The 17,101-nt window shown below is 60.7% G+C and carries 16 protein-coding genes and 2 tRNA genes; 11 read left to right on the top strand and 7 right to left on the bottom strand.

What is annotated here, in order from left to right; translation table 11 throughout:
* Positions 1-13: 13 nt before the first annotated feature.
* From H6955_02200 to H6955_02185, 4 genes are all read left to right on the top strand, one after another.
* Entirely contained in the window at positions 14-286 is a 273-nt protein-coding gene (locus H6955_02200) for an HU family DNA-binding protein (protein ID MCP5312338.1), read from the top strand.
* Between the two features lie 14 nt (positions 287-300).
* Positions 301-376, top strand: a tRNA-Val gene (locus H6955_02195).
* A gap of 12 nt (positions 377-388) precedes the next feature.
* Positions 389-465: transfer RNA gene (locus tag H6955_02190), tRNA-Asp, on the top strand.
* A 72-nt stretch (positions 466-537) separates the two neighbouring features.
* The gene (locus H6955_02185) at positions 538-2,454 is read left to right on the top strand and encodes a SurA N-terminal domain-containing protein (GenBank protein ID MCP5312337.1); all 1,917 of its coding nucleotides are present in this window, start codon (positions 538-540) and stop codon (positions 2,452-2,454) included.
* Positions 2,455-2,512: 58 nt separating this feature from the next.
* Here the strand turns inward: H6955_02185 and H6955_02180 are convergent, their stop codons facing one another.
* The gene (locus H6955_02180) at positions 2,513-3,289 is read right to left on the bottom strand and encodes an enoyl-ACP reductase (protein ID MCP5312336.1); all 777 of its coding nucleotides are present in this window, start codon (positions 3,287-3,289) and stop codon (positions 2,513-2,515) included.
* Between the two features lie 230 nt (positions 3,290-3,519).
* Between H6955_02180 and H6955_02175 the strand changes: the two genes are divergently transcribed.
* From H6955_02175 to H6955_02160, 4 genes are read left to right on the top strand one after another with little or no spacing between them, the layout of a single operon-like run.
* Positions 3,520-5,661, top strand: coding sequence for an ABC transporter substrate-binding protein (locus H6955_02175; protein ID MCP5312335.1), 2,142 nt, complete (start codon positions 3,520-3,522; stop codon positions 5,659-5,661).
* On the top strand, positions 5,658-6,635 hold the full coding sequence (locus H6955_02170; protein ID MCP5312334.1) for an ABC transporter permease: 978 nt from the start codon (positions 5,658-5,660) through the stop codon (positions 6,633-6,635). The genes H6955_02175 and H6955_02170 overlap by 4 nt, the downstream gene beginning before the upstream one ends.
* Positions 6,636-6,638: 3 nt before the next feature.
* Positions 6,639-8,027, top strand: coding sequence for an ABC transporter permease (locus H6955_02165; GenBank protein ID MCP5312333.1), 1,389 nt, complete (start codon positions 6,639-6,641; stop codon positions 8,025-8,027).
* A gap of 17 nt (positions 8,028-8,044) precedes the next feature.
* Positions 8,045-10,114 carry an ABC transporter ATP-binding protein gene (locus tag H6955_02160; GenBank protein MCP5312332.1) on the top strand — a complete coding sequence of 690 codons (2,070 nt, stop codon included), beginning with the start codon at positions 8,045-8,047 and terminating at the stop codon, positions 10,112-10,114.
* On the opposite strand, the gene H6955_02155 is transcribed toward H6955_02160, so the two are convergent.
* The gene (locus H6955_02155) at positions 10,063-11,394 is read right to left on the bottom strand and encodes a LysM peptidoglycan-binding domain-containing protein (GenBank protein ID MCP5312331.1); all 1,332 of its coding nucleotides are present in this window, start codon (positions 11,392-11,394) and stop codon (positions 10,063-10,065) included. The genes H6955_02160 and H6955_02155 overlap by 52 nt on opposite strands.
* 132 nt (positions 11,395-11,526) lie before the next feature.
* On the opposite strand from H6955_02155, the gene H6955_02150 reads away from it, so the two are divergent.
* From H6955_02150 to dnaQ, 3 genes are all read left to right on the top strand, one after another.
* Entirely contained in the window at positions 11,527-12,288 is a 762-nt protein-coding gene (locus H6955_02150) for a methyltransferase domain-containing protein (GenBank protein MCP5312330.1), read from the top strand.
* Positions 12,281-12,730, top strand: a complete 450-nt coding sequence (gene rnhA, locus H6955_02145; protein ID MCP5312329.1) for a ribonuclease HI — start codon at positions 12,281-12,283, stop codon at positions 12,728-12,730. The genes H6955_02150 and rnhA overlap by 8 nt, the downstream gene beginning before the upstream one ends.
* A 72-nt stretch (positions 12,731-12,802) precedes the next feature.
* A complete protein-coding gene (gene dnaQ / locus H6955_02140) occupies positions 12,803-13,525 on the top strand; it encodes a DNA polymerase III subunit epsilon (GenBank protein ID MCP5312328.1) in 723 nt (240 codons plus the stop codon).
* Between the two features lie 32 nt (positions 13,526-13,557).
* On the opposite strand, the gene H6955_02135 is transcribed toward dnaQ, so the two are convergent.
* From H6955_02135 to H6955_02115, 5 genes are all read right to left on the bottom strand, one after another.
* On the bottom strand, positions 13,558-14,061 hold the full coding sequence (locus tag H6955_02135) for a FixH family protein (protein MCP5312327.1): 504 nt from the start codon (positions 14,059-14,061) through the stop codon (positions 13,558-13,560).
* A 7-nt stretch (positions 14,062-14,068) separates the two neighbouring features.
* Entirely contained in the window at positions 14,069-15,472 is a 1,404-nt protein-coding gene (gene ccoG / locus H6955_02130) for a cytochrome c oxidase accessory protein CcoG (protein MCP5312326.1), read from the bottom strand.
* Positions 15,473-15,490: 18 nt separating this feature from the next.
* Positions 15,491-15,790 carry a hypothetical protein gene (locus H6955_02125; GenBank protein MCP5312325.1) on the bottom strand — a complete coding sequence of 100 codons (300 nt, stop codon included), beginning with the start codon at positions 15,788-15,790 and terminating at the stop codon, positions 15,491-15,493.
* Between the two features lie 209 nt (positions 15,791-15,999).
* Complete coding sequence (gene ccoP / locus H6955_02120; protein ID MCP5312324.1) at positions 16,000-16,923, bottom strand: cytochrome-c oxidase, cbb3-type subunit III; 924 nt, start codon at positions 16,921-16,923, stop codon at positions 16,000-16,002.
* Positions 16,920-17,096 carry a cbb3-type cytochrome c oxidase subunit 3 gene (locus H6955_02115; protein MCP5312323.1) on the bottom strand — a complete coding sequence of 59 codons (177 nt, stop codon included), beginning with the start codon at positions 17,094-17,096 and terminating at the stop codon, positions 16,920-16,922. Before H6955_02115 ends, ccoP begins: the two co-directional genes overlap by 4 nt.
* Between the last annotated feature and the right edge of the window lie 5 nt (positions 17,097-17,101).

The raw sequence follows: 17,101 nt of genomic DNA, 5'->3' as shown, positions 1-17,101 counted from the left end.
GGGCACCGTTCGAATGAACAAATCTGATCTGATCGAGGCAATGGCCGATTCCGCTGACATCTCCAAGGCCGCAGCGGGGCGAGCGTTGGATGGCTTGATCGATGCGATCACCCAATCGGTGAAAAACAATGACGCGGTATCGATCGTCGGCTTCGGCACCTTCCTGCTGCGCGAGCGCGCAGCGCGGACCGGGCGCAATCCGAAAACCGGCGGCACCATCGAGATCGCGGCGTCGAAGGCGCCTGCATTTAAGGCTGGCAAAGCGTTCAAGGACGCTGTAAACTAGCGCGCCTCCCAACCGGGTGCTTAGCTCAGCTGGGAGAGCATCGCCCTTACAAGGCGAGGGTCGCAGGTTCGATCCCTGCAGCACCCACCAAAGATGAAGTTCGGAGTGGTAGTTCAGTTGGTTAGAATACCGGCCTGTCACGCCGGGGGTCGCGGGTTCGAGCCCCGTCCACTCCGCCATATCTAGTGCCAAACGGGGTATCATTCGATGCCCCGTTTCACTTTGCAGCCAATCCTACAGATTCAACAACCATGCTTCAGGCCATTAGAGAAAAAGCTCAGGGCTGGATTGCCTGGGCAATTGTCGTATTGATCAGTATTCCGTTCGCACTCTGGGGTATCCAGGAATACCTCGGTGTCGGCGGTGAGCCCGAAGTCGCAGTCGTCGACGGAGACAAGATCACGCAACGCATGCTTGACGAGCGCACTCGCGATTTTCGCGAGAATCTGCGTCAGCAGCTGGGTGACGACTATGCTGCAGGTTTGCTGGACGCCAAGAAGATAAAGTCCAGTGTCCTCGATGCGATGGTCGAGGAAATGGTACTGACCAACAATGCCGCGGCATGGAATCTGCGCACCAGTGACGCCCAGGCCAGGGCCTTCATCGGATCCGTCCCGGTCTTCCAGCGCGACGGAAGATTCGACCAGGATCTGTACGACGCGACAGTGCGCAATCAGGGGATGAGCCGCGCAGGGTTTGAGGCCCGCATTCGCCAGGATATGGCCCTGGGACAGTTGCGCAGCGGGGTGCGTGATACGGCGTTCGTGACCGATGCCGATATGCAGGCGTTCGTGCGCTTGCGCAACGAGAAGCGCAGTGTGAGCTTTGCGCGCATTCCGGCCGCCGATTTTGCGGGTTCGGTCGAGGTCAAAGAGGCGGAGTTGCGCGCCTTTTACGACGCGAACATCGATCGTTACCGGACGCCCGAGCGCGTCAAGCTCGAATACCTTTTGCTCGACGCCGAACGCCTGAGCGCACTGGTCAAGGTGAGCGACGAAGCGTTGCGTCAGTACTACGCCGACCACAAGGCGGAGTTCGTCGCCCCCGAGGAACGTGCGATGCGGCACATCCTGATTGCCGTCCCCCCGGGTGCCGATGATGCCGCGGTGGAGACCGCCCGGCAGGAAGCGCTGGGCCTGCTCGGCCAGCTGCGTGGCGGTGCCGATTTCGCCGCGCTGGCACGCGAGAAATCCGCCGACCCGGGCTCCGCACAGAACGGCGGCGACCTGGGCTGGGTCGAACGTGGCGTCATGGTGCCGGAGTTCGAGGAAGCGGCATTCGCCGCCGCGCCCGGGGTGGTCACCGAGCCGGTGCGCACCGAGTTCGGGTTCCATCTGGTCGAGGTGACGGACATTCGCGGCGGCTCCAAGGCTGGCTTCGACGACGTCCGTGAAAAGGTCGATCGGGCTTATCGCAAGTTCGAGGCCGAATCCTTGTACTTCGACTATGCGGAACGTCTCGCGCAGACCGCGTATGAAGACTCCGCCAGCCTCGCTCCAGCTGCTGAAGCCCTCGGCCTGGAGATTCAGACATCGGACTGGCTGACGCGGTCCGGGGGCCTTCAAGAGCCACTGTCGTCGCCGAAGGTGCGCGACGCGGCCTTCTCCGATGATGTGCTGAACGACGGGCACAACAGCGAACTGATGGAACTGGGGCCGCAACAGGCAGCCGTCGTGCGGGTCGTCGAACACGAGCCGGAAGGCGTCAAGTCGTTCGACGACAACAAGACGGCGATCGAACGGGACTTCAGGCGAGAACGGGAGATCCAGGCGGCAGCGGCAGAGGGCGATCGGTTGCTCGCGCAGCTGCGCTCCGGAGATGTCGTTCTCGCCGATGCGGCCGCTGCGAAAGGGTGGTCGGTCGAGCAGGCCGGTTCGATCGGCCGGCGTGATACCAAGGTGCCGGGCGAGGTGCTGTCAGCCGCGTTTTCGCTGTCGCCGCCTGCAGGAGGCAAGTCTGCCTTCGTCGGCGCCGCGTCACCCGATGGCGACTATTTCCTGATCGAGATCGCGGCGGTGGAAGGCGGCCGGATGGATGCGGTTTCTGACGTGGAGAAGCCTATGCTCGGGCAGCAGATGATGAGCCAGGCCGGGAACGCGCAGATGAGTTACGTCACCCGTGACCTGCGCGGTCGCGCGGATATCGAGATCAAACCCATCGAGGAGTGATGGGTAGCGCGTCGCCGGGCAAGCGACCTGCCGGCCGCTTGCCCCGTTGACCTGTGGATCAGGCCATACCCAGGATGTGATAACCGGAGTCGACATACAAGACGTCTCCGGTGATGCCCGATGCGAGATCCGAGCACAGGAACGCGGCGGCATTGCCGACTTCGTCGATCGTCACATTCCGCCGCAAAGGCGTTTTCTGTTCGGCCTCCGCCAGCATGCCACGAAAACCACTGATTCCCGATGCGGCCAGCGTTCTGATCGGGCCGGCAGAGATGGCGTTCACCCGGGTCCCCTCCGGTCCCAAAGAGTCGGCCAGGTAGCGAACGTTGGCTTCCAGCGAGGCCTTCGCGACACCCATCACGTTGTAGTTCGGAACCGTGCGTACCGCACCCAGATAGCTCATCGTGATGATCGCCCCGTTGCGGCCCTGCATCATATTGCGGCCTGCCTTGGCGAGCGCTGCGAGACTGTATGCACTGATGTCATGGGCGACGCGGAAACCTTCGCGGGTGACGGCATCGATGTAGCTGCCTTCCAGCTGATCCTTCGGCGCAAAACCGACCGAATGTACCAGGCAGTCGAGTCCGTCCCAACGTTGTGCGAGCGCCGCGAAGACGTCGGCGATCTCTTGGTCGCTGGTGACGTCCATCGGCAACACGATGTCCGATTCGAACTCTGAGGCAAAACCGGTTACGCGATCCCGGAGCTTGTCCCCCTGGTAGGTGAAGGCGAGTTGAGCGCCCTCACGGTGCATCGCGGCAGCGACACCGTACGCGATCGATCGATTGCTGGCGACGCCTACGATGAGTACGCGTTTGTCTTGTAGAAATCCCATATCCACCCTCACGGTTGTTTTCGGCTGGCAGCCAAGCAGGTTCGTGTCTCACTACGCAGTACGTATCGGCTGACAGGAATGCGCCAGGGTGACATCATCGGATGGCGCATTGTCTTTTCCGGGGTCGCAGCGAGAATCAGTCGTAAAGAATGGCGCGTACGTTAACCGAAATCTACCTTGTATTCAAAGCATTAGGTGCTTCGCGGCGATTCCGGGCGGGAGGCTTGGCAATGCTTGCTGCGGCGTTGCTGAGCGGCTGCACGGGGGAGGCCTGGAATGATCCCTATCGCGCCGGGGAGGCTCGCAAAGCTGTTTTCTTCAGCAGCTTCTCAGAGCGTCCCAAGCACTTCGATCCGGCGCGTTCATACAGCGCCAACGAATGGGCATTCATTTCTCAGGTCTACGAGCCACCGCTGCAATACCATTTTCTGCGTCGACCGTACGCGCTGGTGCCGTTGACGGCCGCTGCAATGCCGGAGGTGCGGTATGTCGGGCATGACGGTTCTACGCTCGACGAGGACGCGCCTGCGTCCGAGGTTGCGTTTACCGACTATGTATTGCAGATCAAACCGGGTATCCGCTATCAGCCGCACCCGGCGTTCGCGGTCCGCGAGGATGGCAGCCCGGCTTATTGGCCGCTGGATGCGCAAACCCTCGGCAGGGTGAATTCGCTTGCCGATTTCCGTCAGACCGGTTCGCGGGAACTGGTCGCCGCCGACTACATCTACCAGATCAAACGCCTGGCGTTTCCGGCAAATCATTCGCCGATCGCAAGTCTCATGGGAGAGCATATCCGTGGATTTTCGGAATTCGCCAAAGCCGCGAAATTGAAATCCGCCGCATCCAACGACGATGCCGGAACCCGGTCCTGGGTCGATCTGCGCGATTTCCCGATGGAAGGCGTGACGGAGATTGACCGGTACAGCTTTCGAATCCGAGTCGAAAAAAAATATCCGCAGTTCGTGTTCTGGTTGGCGATGAATTTCTTTGCGCCCATGCCGTGGGAGGCGGAACGGTTCTATCTGCAGCCGGGATTGAACGAAAAAAACATCAATCTCAATTGGTATCCGATCGGCACCGGCCCCTTCATGTTGACCGAGAACAATCCAAATCTGCGCATGGTGCTGCAGCGTAATCCGAACTTCCACGGCGAGGTCTATCCGGACGACGGGTCCGTGGCCGATAAGGCCGAGGGACTGCTGGATGATGCGGGTAGAACCATCCCGTTCATCGACAAGGCGGTCTACTCGCTTGAAAACGAAGCGATACCGCGTTGGAACAAGTTCCTGCAGGGTTACTACGACAATTCTGGCATCGGGTCGGACAGCTTCGATCAGGCGGTACAGTTCGGCAGCGGGGGTGAGGCAAGCCTGACCGAGGAGATGAAACAGCGTGGCATTCAACTGAGCACCGCAGTCGAGACATCCGTGTTTTACACGGGTTTCAACATGCTTGATCCTGTCGTGGGCGGCGACAGCGAGCGTGCCCGCCTGCTACGTCAGGCAATCGCGATTGCGATGGACTTCGAGGAGTACATCTCGATTTTCCGCAACGGCCGCGGCGAGGTCGCGTTCGGTCCGATTCCCCCAGGCATATTTGGATATCTGGATGGCGAAGCGGGCATCAATCCGGTCACCCACGTTTGGCGCGACGGTCGCGCGCAACGCCGCAGTATCGACGATGCAAAGCAATTGCTGGTCCGGGCGGGCTACGTCGACGGCCGTGATCCGAAAACGGGTGGACCGCTGATCCTCAACTACGATACGCCGGCGGCGGGACCTGACAGCAAGGCGATGCTGCAGTGGTACCGCAAGCAGTTGGCCAAGCTGGGTATCGAATTGGTGATCCGTGCAACGGATTACAACCGTTTCCAGGACAAGATGCTGAACGGCACGGCACAGATATTCAGCTGGGGATGGAATGCCGACTACCCGGACCCGGAAAATTTCTTCTTCCTGTTGTACGGTCCCAATGCGAAGGTCAAGTCGAAAGGCGAGAACGCCGCGAACTTCACGAACGACGAGTTCGATGCACTGTTCGTGGAAATGAAAGATTTGCCGAACGGACCGCATCGCCAACGGGCAATCGATAGGATGGTCGAGATCCTGCGCGAACAATCGCCGTGGATGTTCGGCTTTTTCCCCAAGGCGTTCAGCCTGCACCACGCTTGGTACAGGAATGCAAAGCCGCATTTGATGGCGAACAACACCCTCAAGTACAAACGCATCGACGGAGACATGCGTGCGGCGGCACAACGTGTGTGGAACCAGCCGGTGGCTTGGCCCGTTGGTATCCTGGTGTTGCTATTGCTGGTGTCGATTGTCCCGGCCGTGCGGGGTTTTCGTGCCAGGGAACGGAGACGTGCGTTGTGACGGCGTACATCGTTCGCCGCCTGTTGTATGCGATACCCATCCTCATTGGTGTCAATGCACTCACTTTCGTGCTGTTTTTCGTGGTGAATTCTCCCGATGACATGGCGCGCATGCACCTGGGCGGAAAACGTGTGACCGATCAGGCGATCGAGTCGTGGAAAGAAGAGCATGGATATGCCAAACCGCTGTTGTTCAACCCGGCCGCGTCAGGTGCCGGCGTTCTGACCGAGACCATTCTGTTCGAGAAGTCGTTGCGGTTGTTCCTGTTCGAGTTCGGTCAGTCCGACAGTGGGCGCGACATCAGTCATGACATTGCGCAGAGGATGTGGCCAAGCCTGGCAATTGCGGTGCCGACACTGATCGTCGGGCTGGCGGTCAACATTACGTTTGCGCTGCTGCTGGCGTTCTTTCGTGCCACTTACCTCGACTTCTGGGGCGTGGTGATCTGCGTGGCCATGATGTCGATTTCCAGTCTGTTCTACATCATCGGCGGCCAGTTCCTGGTGGGCAAGTTACTCAATCTGGTGCCGATTTCCGGTTACGACACCGGCATCCATGCCTGGAAGTTTCTGGTGCTGCCCGTCGTCGTGGGTGTTATCGGGAGCATCGGTTCCGGGACGCGCTGGTATCGAACACTTTTTTTGGAGGAGATACACCGTGACTATGTGCGCTCCGCACGCGCCAAGGGACTGGCCGAGCACTGGGTGCTTTTCAAGCACGTGTTGCGCAACGCGTTGATTCCGATCCTGACCGGCGTGGTCGTGGTGTTGCCGCTGTTGTTCATCGGCAGTCTGTTGACCGAGTCGTTCTTCGGGATTCCCGGCCTCGGCAGCTACACGATCGATGCGATCAACAACCAGGATTTCGCCATCGTTCGGGCAATGGTCTTCCTAGGTGCGGTGTTGTACATCATAGGATTGCTGCTGACCGATATTTCTTACACGATCGCCGATCCGCGTGTGCGGTTGGACTGAGCGATGGCTTTTCAACCCGTGATACTCTGGACTGACGCGCTGGTTTACCTGCTGCTCGGGCTTGCAGTAGCGGGTGGCCTGTACACAAGACGTCATGACCATCTCGCCCAGCCATGGAGACGAGTCGCCGAAAGCCGCACCGGGCAGGCCGCGGTTGTGGTCCTGGCATTCTATGTCCTCGTAGGGCTACTCGATACGCTGCACTACCATCCGCGGGTCTCCGGAGACGAGCAGGGCGAGCCGGTGTACTCGACCGAGATACTGAGCGTGTTCGATCTGTTGGCCGGACCATTGCGCACGCAACGCGAAAAGACGTATTCCGAACCGTTCGCTACCCACCTTTTCAGCAAGGAGACGATCACCCGCGACGACGGCACGACCGTGCGCGACTTTCCACGGCTCACCTTCGGTGGTGCACACCTGCCCGAGGACGGCGAGGGCAGGTTTGGCGACATCCTGCGCAAGGGATTGTCAGGTGCGGGTGCGGGCCTCTTGATCTGGGCGGCACTGCTGTTGTTGGCATGTCGTTTCAACCTACCTCGTCTCGGTCGCCTGCTGAGTGGGCGATTGCCAGTTCCTTGGCATGTTACGGCCTGGACGGCGCTGCTGGTCATTGCGTTGTTCGCATCCCTTTGGGGGTTGTCCGGCTACTATCATGTCTTGGGTACCGACAAGGTTGGCGAAGACGTGTTCTTCCAGGCGCTGAAGAGTATCCGCACCGGGTTGATCATCGGTACCCTGACCACTTTGGTGATGCTGCCTGCAGCTATTTTGCTCGGCATCATGGCTGGCTATTTCCGTGGCTGGGTCGATGACCTGATCCAGTATGTCTACACGACGCTCAACTCGATCCCCGGCGTGCTGCTGATCGCCGCGGCCGTACTGATGATGCAGATCTATATGAGCAATCATGCCGACGAGTTCAACAGCCTCACCGAGCGGGCGGATCTGCGACTGTTGTTCCTGTGTCTGATCCTGGGGGTGACCAGCTGGACGTCTTTGTGCCGTTTGCTGCGCGGCGAGGCCCTCAAGTTGCGCGAACTCGAGTACGTCCAGGCGGCGAGGGCGTTCGGGGTACGTCATTTCCGGATCCTGTTGAGGCATGTGTTGCCCAACGTCATGCACATCGTGCTGATCACGATCGTGCTGGATTTCAGCGGCCTCGTACTTGCGGAAGCTGTGCTTTCGTATATCAGTATCGGCGTCGATCCGGCGACCAACAGCTGGGGCAACATGATCAATGGCGCACGACTGGAGCTGGCGCGTGAACCGGTAGTGTGGTGGTCACTGCTGGCGGCGTTCGGTTTCATGTTCACGCTGGTGTTGGCGGCAAACCTGTTCTCCGACGTCGTGCGCGATGCGTTCGATCCAAGATTGAGACGTCAGCGATGAGCATGATCGAAAACGCGATGAATCGTCAGACCAAGGCGTCCGAGCCATTGCTCGAACTTTCCGAACTTTCGACGCATCTGGGAAGCACGACCCACCCGGTCCGGGCAGTCGATCAGGTCAGTCTAGACATCAAGCGCGGTGAGACATTCGTCCTGCTCGGCGAATCGGGCTGCGGCAAATCGATGATCGCACTGTCAATCATGCGGCTGCTGCCGTTCTCCGGTCGCATCGTCGGAGGCGACATTCGGCTGCGTGGCCAGTCGTTGCGCGAGTTGTCCGAGGCGGAAATGCGCGACGAGCGGGGTGGTCGCATTGGAATGATCTTCCAGGAGCCCATGACCTCGCTGAATCCGGTGATGCGGGTAGGCGAACAGGTTGCCGAGGCGGTTCGCCTGCATGACCAGGACAACCGGAACCGTGTCGGAGATCGGGTCGTCGAGCTGTTTCGGGCGGTCGGCATACCGGATCCCGAACGGCGTGTGAAGGATTACCCTCACCAGCTTTCCGGTGGCATGAAGCAGCGCGTGATGATCGCGATGGCATTGGCCGGGCGGCCGGAGGTGTTGATTGCAGACGAGCCCACGACCGCATTGGACGTCACGATCCAGGCGCAGGTGCTCGACCTGCTCAAGCAGCTGCAGCGGGAAACCGGTATGGCGGTTCTGTTGATCACCCACGATCTCGGTGTCGTCGCCGAGATGGCCGACCGTGTCGGGGTGATGTACGCGGGACAGCTGATGGAAGTGAACGAGGTCCGTGCATTCTTTTCACGACCGGCACATCCGTACAGTCGGAAGCTGTTCCGGTCGGTGCCGAAGGCCAACCAGCGCGGCCGTGGCCTGGATGTGATTCCCGGCATAGTGCCCGCGCTCGACCAGGAGTTTCAACATTGTCGGTTTGCCGATCGATGCGCTTTGACGCGCGACGTCTGTCGGTCGGAATTGCCGCCCTGGCGGGGCGAGCCCGGACGCGGATATCGCTGCCACCTGTCGCAGGACGAAGTGCGCGACGCCATGCAGGAAGGCGATGATGCCGGTACCCCGGCGATCGAGAGCGGGGGAGCGTTGCTCGATGTGCGCGACCTGAAGGTGCATTTCCCGATCCACAAGGGCGTCCTGCGACGCGTAGCGGGTTATGTCAAAGCGGTCGACGGTGTCGATCTGGCCATCGCGAGCGGCCAGACTGTGGCATTGGTCGGTGAATCCGGGTGCGGCAAGACAACGGTCGGCAAGGCCATACTGCAGCTGCATCGGCCGACGCAGGGCTCGGTGTTGTTCGATGGCACGAATCTCGCCGAGGTCAAGGGTGCCGCGCTGCGTCGTCTGCGGCGCGAGTTTCAGATCATCTTCCAGGACCCCGCATCGTCGATGAATCCTCGCATGCTGGTGGAGGACATCGTTGCCGAGGGGTTGGTCGCGCAGGGCATAGGGGAGGGGCGCGCCCAGCGACGCGAAATCGTCGAACGCTTGTTGCAGCAGGTGGGGATACAGGCGGATGCGGCTCAGCGCTATCCGCACGAGTTCTCGGGAGGACAACGCCAGCGTATTGCCATTGCCCGGGCGCTGGCATTGCAACCGCGTCTGATCGTCTGCGACGAACCGACCAGTGCGCTGGATGTCTCGGTACAGGCCCAGGTGTTGAATCTGTTGCGCGAACTCCAACGCGAGATGGGTCTTTCCTATCTGTTCATTACCCACAACATTTCTGTCGTGGCCTACCTGGCCCACGAAGTCGCCGTGATGTATCTCGGGCGCATCGTGGAATACGGCCGCGTGGAGGAGGTGTTGAATGTACCGCGACATCCCTACACGGTAGCGCTGCTGAGCGCCGTACCGGTCCCTGATCCGACGCACGAGCGCGAAGTGATTCGTCTGCCGGGTGACATGCCGTCGCCGATCGATCCACCCAGCGGTTGCCATTTCCACCCACGTTGCCCGCATGCAATGCCGGTGTGTCGCGAACGTTATCCGGAGATCACGGAATTACAACCCGGCAGACGGGTGGCGTGCTGGCTGACGGTCTCGGATGATGGCGATCAGGCGTCCGGATCGATGAACACAGTGAGCCGTTCGCCCGGGCGGATATAGCGCCCGACCTGATTCCAACGACGCAGGTCGGCGACCGACACCTGGTAACGTCGAGCGATGGTGTACAGCGAATCCCCCTTGCGCACTCGATAGTGCAGTCGCTGCCTTGAGTTCCCGGTCGGTAGGGTATCGGCGACCGTCACCGAATCTGACAACGGGATCAACAGGTCGCGGCCGGCACGGATACGTGAATCGCGTAGCCCGTTGGAGCGCTTGATCGCTTCCACTGTCACACCGTATTGCCGTGCGATCCGGCCGAGACTTTCGCCCGGTTGAATGTGGTGCCGCGACCAGCGCAGGCGCTTGTCGACCGGTAGCGAAGTCAATGCCGCGGCGAACCGGTCGACCTTGTCGACCGGCAGCAGTAGTTCGTGGGGTCCGCCGGGTGCGGTCGCCCACCGACGGTTCCCCGCGTTCAGCACCAACAGCTCCTCGACGGGGACGCCAGCCAGCTGCGCTGCGACGTTCAGATCGATCTGGCCGGCGGTCTTGGCCGGGGCAAAATAGGGTTGGTCGAGCACCTCGGGAAGATCCAGCCCGTAAGCGGACGGATCGGTGACGACCGCAGCGAGCGCGAGAAGCCTGGGCACATAGCGATCCGTTTCGCGCGGCAGGTCGAGCGACCAGTAATCGGTCGGCCTACCATGTCGGGCCGCGTTGCGTCGCGCCTTGCTCACCTTGCCGGAACCCGCGTTATAGGCTGCCAATGTCAGCAGCCAGTCACCGGAAAACTGCTCGTTCAGCTGCTCAAGATAGAGGATTGCCGCTGCGGTGGAGGCGCGTACCGTACGTCGCTTGTCGAACCACCAGTCACGCTGCAGCCCCAGCATACGTCCGGTTGCAGGCATGAACTGCCAGAGTCCGGCCGCTCCGTCCGGTGAGTGCACATGGGGCCTGAATCCACTCTCGATGGCAGGCAACAGTGCCAACTCGGCGGGGAGACCGGCGGATTCCACCGCATTGAGGATGTGGTACAGGTAGGGTTCGGAACGCGCCATCAGGCCGCGGAAAGCATTCGGGAAGCGCTGCAACAGGCGGATCTCCTGCTGCACGCGCCTGTGCTGGATGTCGTGCAGCTGGAAACCGGCGCGCAGGCGAGGCCAAATCTCGCGGTCGATCTCAGCAACCGGCGGCTCGGTCTCCGGGATCAGGTCATCGACGATTTCCTCGTCGTCCCAGACATCCTGAGCCGGCAGTTCGTCCGCGGTTACGACAGCCTCGGTCGGCGGCTTGGGGGCGTGCCCTGCGCAGGCGCCCAACAGTAGAACGCCGAACAGCATCAGGGCCCACCGACCGGCCCGAGAGCATTGCTGACGCTGAGCGCATTGGTCAGAATCGGTCATGTCGTCCGCCGCGTGCATGGCGGATCAATATACGAAATGCCGAAACCGGCTGCCAGCAGCGATGCCAAGATGTCTCAATTCAGACCCTGTGTGAAGAAAAATAGTGAGTTGGAACAGTCGCTTGTGGAATGGTTTGCCGCGTTGCCAGGGAGTCGGGTGTTGGCTCACGAGCGCGATGCCCTGAGTGCGATGGTCGGAGATCTGTTCGGTTATCAGTTGCTGCAGCTCGGTCACCTGGGGAACGATCTCGATCACCTTTCCGCTTGTCCCATTCGCCGCAAGACGCTGATCGGCCACCGCGACGGCATGGCTGGGAGCGATGTGATCGTCGCGGATGCGCAGTTCCTGCCGGTGGCGGCAGACAGCGTCGATGCGGTGATCCTCGCACATACATTGGATTTTTCGCCCGACCCGCACCTGGTTTTGCGCGAGGCGGAGCGGGTGCTGATTCCCGAAGGTCGGGTGATCGTGATCGGGTTCAACCCGTTCAGCCTGTGGGGCATCTGGCGATTGTTCGGCCGCTGGCGGGGGACAGTCCCGTGGTGCGGGCAGTTCCTGTCGTATCCGCGGTTGAACGACTGGCTGACATTGATGGGTTTTGGTATCGAGCGAATGGATGTCATGGAATTCCGTCCCCCGACACGCAGCGTGCGATTGGACGCAGTCGAGCGTCTGGGACGTCGGGTCTGGCCCATGTTGGCCGGTGTCTACATCGTTCGAGCGGTCAAGCGGGTATCGCGGATCACACCGCTGCCTCAGCGCCGAGCCACTTTGAAGGTGCTGGGTCCGCGTGCAATTGAACCGACGGTGCGGGAGGTGCGCGATGCCTGACCGCGTGCAGCTGTTCACCGATGGGGCGTGCCGCGGCAATCCAGGGCCCGGCGGGTGGGGTGCGGTACTGCGGTTCGGCAGCCGCGAAAAAGAGTTGTTCGGCGGTGATCCCGCGACGACCAACAACCGCATGGAATTGACCGCGGTGATCCGCGGCCTGGAGGCATTGACGCGGCCTTGTGCAGTGGATGTCACGACCGATTCGGTGTACGTAAAGAATGGCATCACGCAGTGGATTCACAATTGGAAACGCAATGGCTGGCGAACCGCGGCGAAAAAGCCGGTCAAGAATGACGACCTGTGGCGTCTGCTGGATGCGGCAGCGTCACGTCACGATGTCAGCTGGCACTGGGTCAAGGGACACGCGGGGCATCCCGAAAACGAGCGAGCGGACGCGCTGGCGAACCTCGGCATCGACCGGCTGCAACACGCTGAGAATTGAACCGGGTTACATTGCGCGGGCAATCCGGTCCGCAAACCATTGAGTCCGAAACCGGAAAGAAGGCACACCCAGATGCGGCAAATCGTTCTCGACACCGAAACCACCGGCCTGGAGCCAGAGCAGGGCCACCGGATCATTGAAATCGGATGTGTGGAGCTGCTCGACCGACGGTTGAGCGGCAACAACTTCCATGTCTATCTGCAGCCTGATCGGAAGATCGATGCCGCGGCGGTTGAGGTGCATGGCATCACCAACGAGTTCCTCGCCGACAAACCGCGGTTCGCGGATGTGGCCGACGACCTGGTGGCGTACCTGCGCGATGCGGAACTGGTGATTCACAACGCCCCGTTCGACGTTGGATTTCTGAATGCCGAACTGGCCCGGTTGGACGGGGTGGGGAAAATCGCGGACCACTGCCAGGTACTCGATACGCTGGTCATGGCACGAAAGAAGCACCCCGGACAACGCAACAGTCTGGATGCGCTGTGCGGTCGCTACCACGTCGACAACAGTCGGCGCGACAAACACGGGGCATTGCTCGACGCCGAGATCCTGGCCGACGTCTATCTCGCGATGACCGGCGGCCAGACGGCACTCTCTCTGGATGCCGATTCCCTTGCAGGCAGTGCATCGGATCCCGGCGCTGCGGGTATTCGCAGGGTACGTCGCGACGGAATCGAGTTGGCGGTCGTCAAGGCGAGTGCGGCGGAACTCGAGGCACACGAGCGGCGCCTTGCCGCGATTGAAAAGGCATCAGGCGGTGCCGCGATCTGGCGGGGGCTTTCCCAAGACTGAGTCGCACGAGGCACCGTGGCCTCGTGTCCCGTTCAGTTCAACTGCGCGACCGACGATTGCGGCAGTGTCAGGCGACCTTCGATTCGCCAGATCTTGTCGGCCGGATAAAGCTTGAGTTTCCAGTGTGCCGCTCCGAGGGGCTGCAGGCGCCCGGCGTAGGTCGTTTCGCCAGACGGTGTGAGCTGTGTCACTTGGTCCTGACGCGGCAGAGTGGGGTGCGTCACGTCCAGTGACAAAGTGGCCGTCCCATTTGGCAGAGGTCGGTCGAACGTGACGTTGACGGCTCCGGTATCTGCGTCGTAACGCAGTTGACCGGCGATCCCCAGCGCCACGGCTTTCGCGGAGCTGTCGGCGACTTTGTGCACCGCCAGGCCTTCCTTGTAGTAGTCGTCGCTTACCAGGCCGTCGTCCGTTTTCAGCGCAAGATTGATGGTGAACAGTGCGGCGATCACCACGCTGAGCGGCAGGCTGATCAGGAACCAGGGCCAGAACTGCTTGTACCAGGGCTCCGTGTCTTCTCGAGGTGGACGTCTCATGGATGATTTACCGTGTTGCCGGGCCGAGGAACCGGGCGTGCTCGTCGATCGAGATGTCCGGGGAGATCTCGGATTCGATGTGGAACATTATCTCGGTACTCGAGGATTTCAACTCGACCGGATCGACCTCGACGCGCAAGGGGAGATCCACGACAGCGCCGCTGTCGACCTCGATCCCGCTGGTCTGGCCGATCACCTGCATGCCTTCCATACCGGATACTGCAAGCCTGTAGCGCTGTGGCTGGTTGTCCATATTGATCAGCTTCAGGTTGTAGACGTTCTGGATAAGGCCCTGGTCGGTTTCCGTGTACAGCACGTTACGGTCGCGGATGATGTCCACTTCGATCGGTATCCGCGTCAGGAGTGCGTACACCAGCGCCGCGCTGACGAACGACAGGATCCCCACATAGACCCAGATGCGGGGGCGGAGAAGCTTGGTCGATTTGCCGGCAAGCGCGTTCTCGGTGGTGTATTTCACAAGGCCGCGGGGGTACCCCATCTTGTCCATGACATCGTCGCAGACGTCGACGCAGGCCGCGCAGCCGATGCATTGGTACTGCAGACCGTCGCGGATATCGATGCCCACCGGGCAGACCTGTACACAGAGTCCGCAATCGATGCAGTCTCCGAGCCCGACCTCGGAGGAAGGCGTACCGCGCTTCCGTGAGCCGCGGGGATTACCGCGTTTCTCGTCGTAAGAAATGATCAGCGTGTCATGATCGAACATCGCGCTCTGAAAGCGCGCATAGGGGCACATATAGATACAGACCTGTTCGCGCATGAAGCCCGCGTTGCCATAGGTCGCGAATCCATAGAAGAAGATCCAGAACGTCTCCCAGGGGCCCAGTGACCAGTTGAAGGCGCTGGTCCATAGTTCCTGGATCGGCGTGAAGTAGCCGACGAACGTAAAACCGGTCCACAGCGAAAACGCCAGCCAGGCGGCATGTTTTGCCGTTTTGATACCGAAGTACCCGGCATCGTGTGGACCCTGGTCACGCTTTTTCTGTACCCGGGCAACCCCTTCGATCTTGCGCTCGATCCACATGTAGATCTCGGTCCACACGGTCTGCGGGCACGCATAGCCACACCACAGGCGACCGGCCAAGGCCGTGAACATGAATAGCGAGATCGCCGCGATGATCAGCAGCATCGACAGGTAGAAGAAGTCCTGCGGCCAGAAGGTCAGGCCGAAGATATAGAACTTGCGTGCCGGCAGATCGAACAGAACTGCCTGGTGTCCATCCCATTTGATCCACGGCAGGCCATAGTAGATGCCCAGCAGGGCGACCATTGCTGCGATACGCAGGGCGGCAAAGATCCCGTGCACTTCGCGCACGTAGATTTTTTGGCGCTTTTTGTAGAGCTCCTGTTCGATCGGAGCCTGGTTGTTGTTCGCTGCTGGCTGGGACATTGTCTGCCGTTCCATTTGTCAGGGATTCGTCTGCCCGCCGGGATGAGGCGGTCTGTTGGTGGGTCTGCGGAAGTAACAGGTCAGTGCGCAACTGATCGAGGTGAGCAGCCAGAAGCTGAAAAAGCCGATGGTGTAGCCACCGATCCGGGTCAGATCCGGAAACCCGCCGATGATGCCCAGGTCCGTCGGATCAAACAGCGTGAAGAAAATGATGGTCGCCGCGCTCGCGGTGAGGAAGGACGGCCACATGACCGAAATGATCTGTTGTACAACCGGCAGCTGATTCTTGTCAGACTGAGTGGCTGGCAGAGTAGACATGTTCGCTTCCTGTAAATAAACCGGCCCTCGATGGGGCCGGCTGGTCGATTCGTGCTCCGGTGTGGCGGGGGGGTGTCCCGTAGCCAGGGAATGGCCGCGACAAAACCGACAATACAATAAATTATGGCCCTGGAACCGGGCGGATGTCGTTGATAATTCGCATTATCCCCGATCTACCGCCCGGGCCAGGGCCCGGTGGGTGTCGCTGCTTACTGCTGCGACAGGCTGATCACATAGGCGGTCAGCAGGTGGACTTTCTCGTCACCCAGCAGGTCTTTGTGCGCCGGCATGACGCCCATGCGGCCATTGGTGATGGTCTGCTTGACGGTGCCGAGGCTTGCGCCGTACAGCCAGGTCTTGTCGGTGAGGTTGGGAGCCCCCAGCATCTGGTTGCCGGTCGCTTCGACACCGTGGCAGCCGATGCACCCGGCGTTCATGAAGGTCTCCTTGCCTGCCTGGGCCTTGGCGGCATCGACGTCGCGGCCCGAGAGTGACAACACGTAGTTGGCGACATTGTCGACTGCTTCGTCACCGAGATGGGCATGCGGTGGCATCACACCGTTGCGGCCGTTCGCGATCGTTGTCTGGATCTGCTCCGGCGCGCCGCCCCACAGCCAGTCGTTGTCGGTCAGGTTCGGGAAGCCACGCGACCCGCCGGCGTCTGAACCGTGGCACTGCATGCAGTAGGTCAGGAACAGGCGTTTGCCCATCTCCCGGGCCTCCTGATATTCCGGTTTGCTGGCCAGATCGGTGACTGCGACCGCTGCGTACTGCTGGAAGATCGGGTCGTACTTCTCGGCAGCCTTGGCCATTTCACCGCCATACTGCGAGCCGTCACCGGCACTCAGCGTGTTGCCCGACGACCAGCCCAGGAAACCCTGGAACTTGCCCAGGCCCGGGTAGAGCGCCAGATAGCCGCCTGCGAACGCCAGCGTGATGTAGAACAACCACAGCCACCAGCGCGGCAGGGGGTTGTTGTATTCCTGCAGATCACCGTCCCAGGTATGACCCGTGACATCGCCCTCTGCCGCTTCGCCCGCGCGGCCGCGCATCGTCCACCAGACCAGCCAGAGACAGCCCAGGATGTTGGCTACCGTCAGGATGATGATCCATCCACTCCAGAAACTGCTCATGACAGGTTCTCCTTCTCAATCGTCGCCCGGTGCTGATCTTCATCGGCAAAAGGCAGGTTTGCGGCCTCGTCGAAAGAGGTCTTGCGACGCTTGCTGTAAGCCCAGATAACGATCCCGATAAACGAGACCAATAGAATGGCGGTCTGCCAGGCGCGGATATCGTTAATGTCCATAACGA

The sequence above is a fragment of the Chromatiaceae bacterium genome (assembly GCA_024235395.1).
Lineage (GTDB): Bacteria > Pseudomonadota > Gammaproteobacteria > Chromatiales > Chromatiaceae > Thiosocius.
The sequence above is the reverse complement of the archived record's forward strand: the minus strand, read 5'-3'. Positions and strand labels throughout refer to the sequence as shown.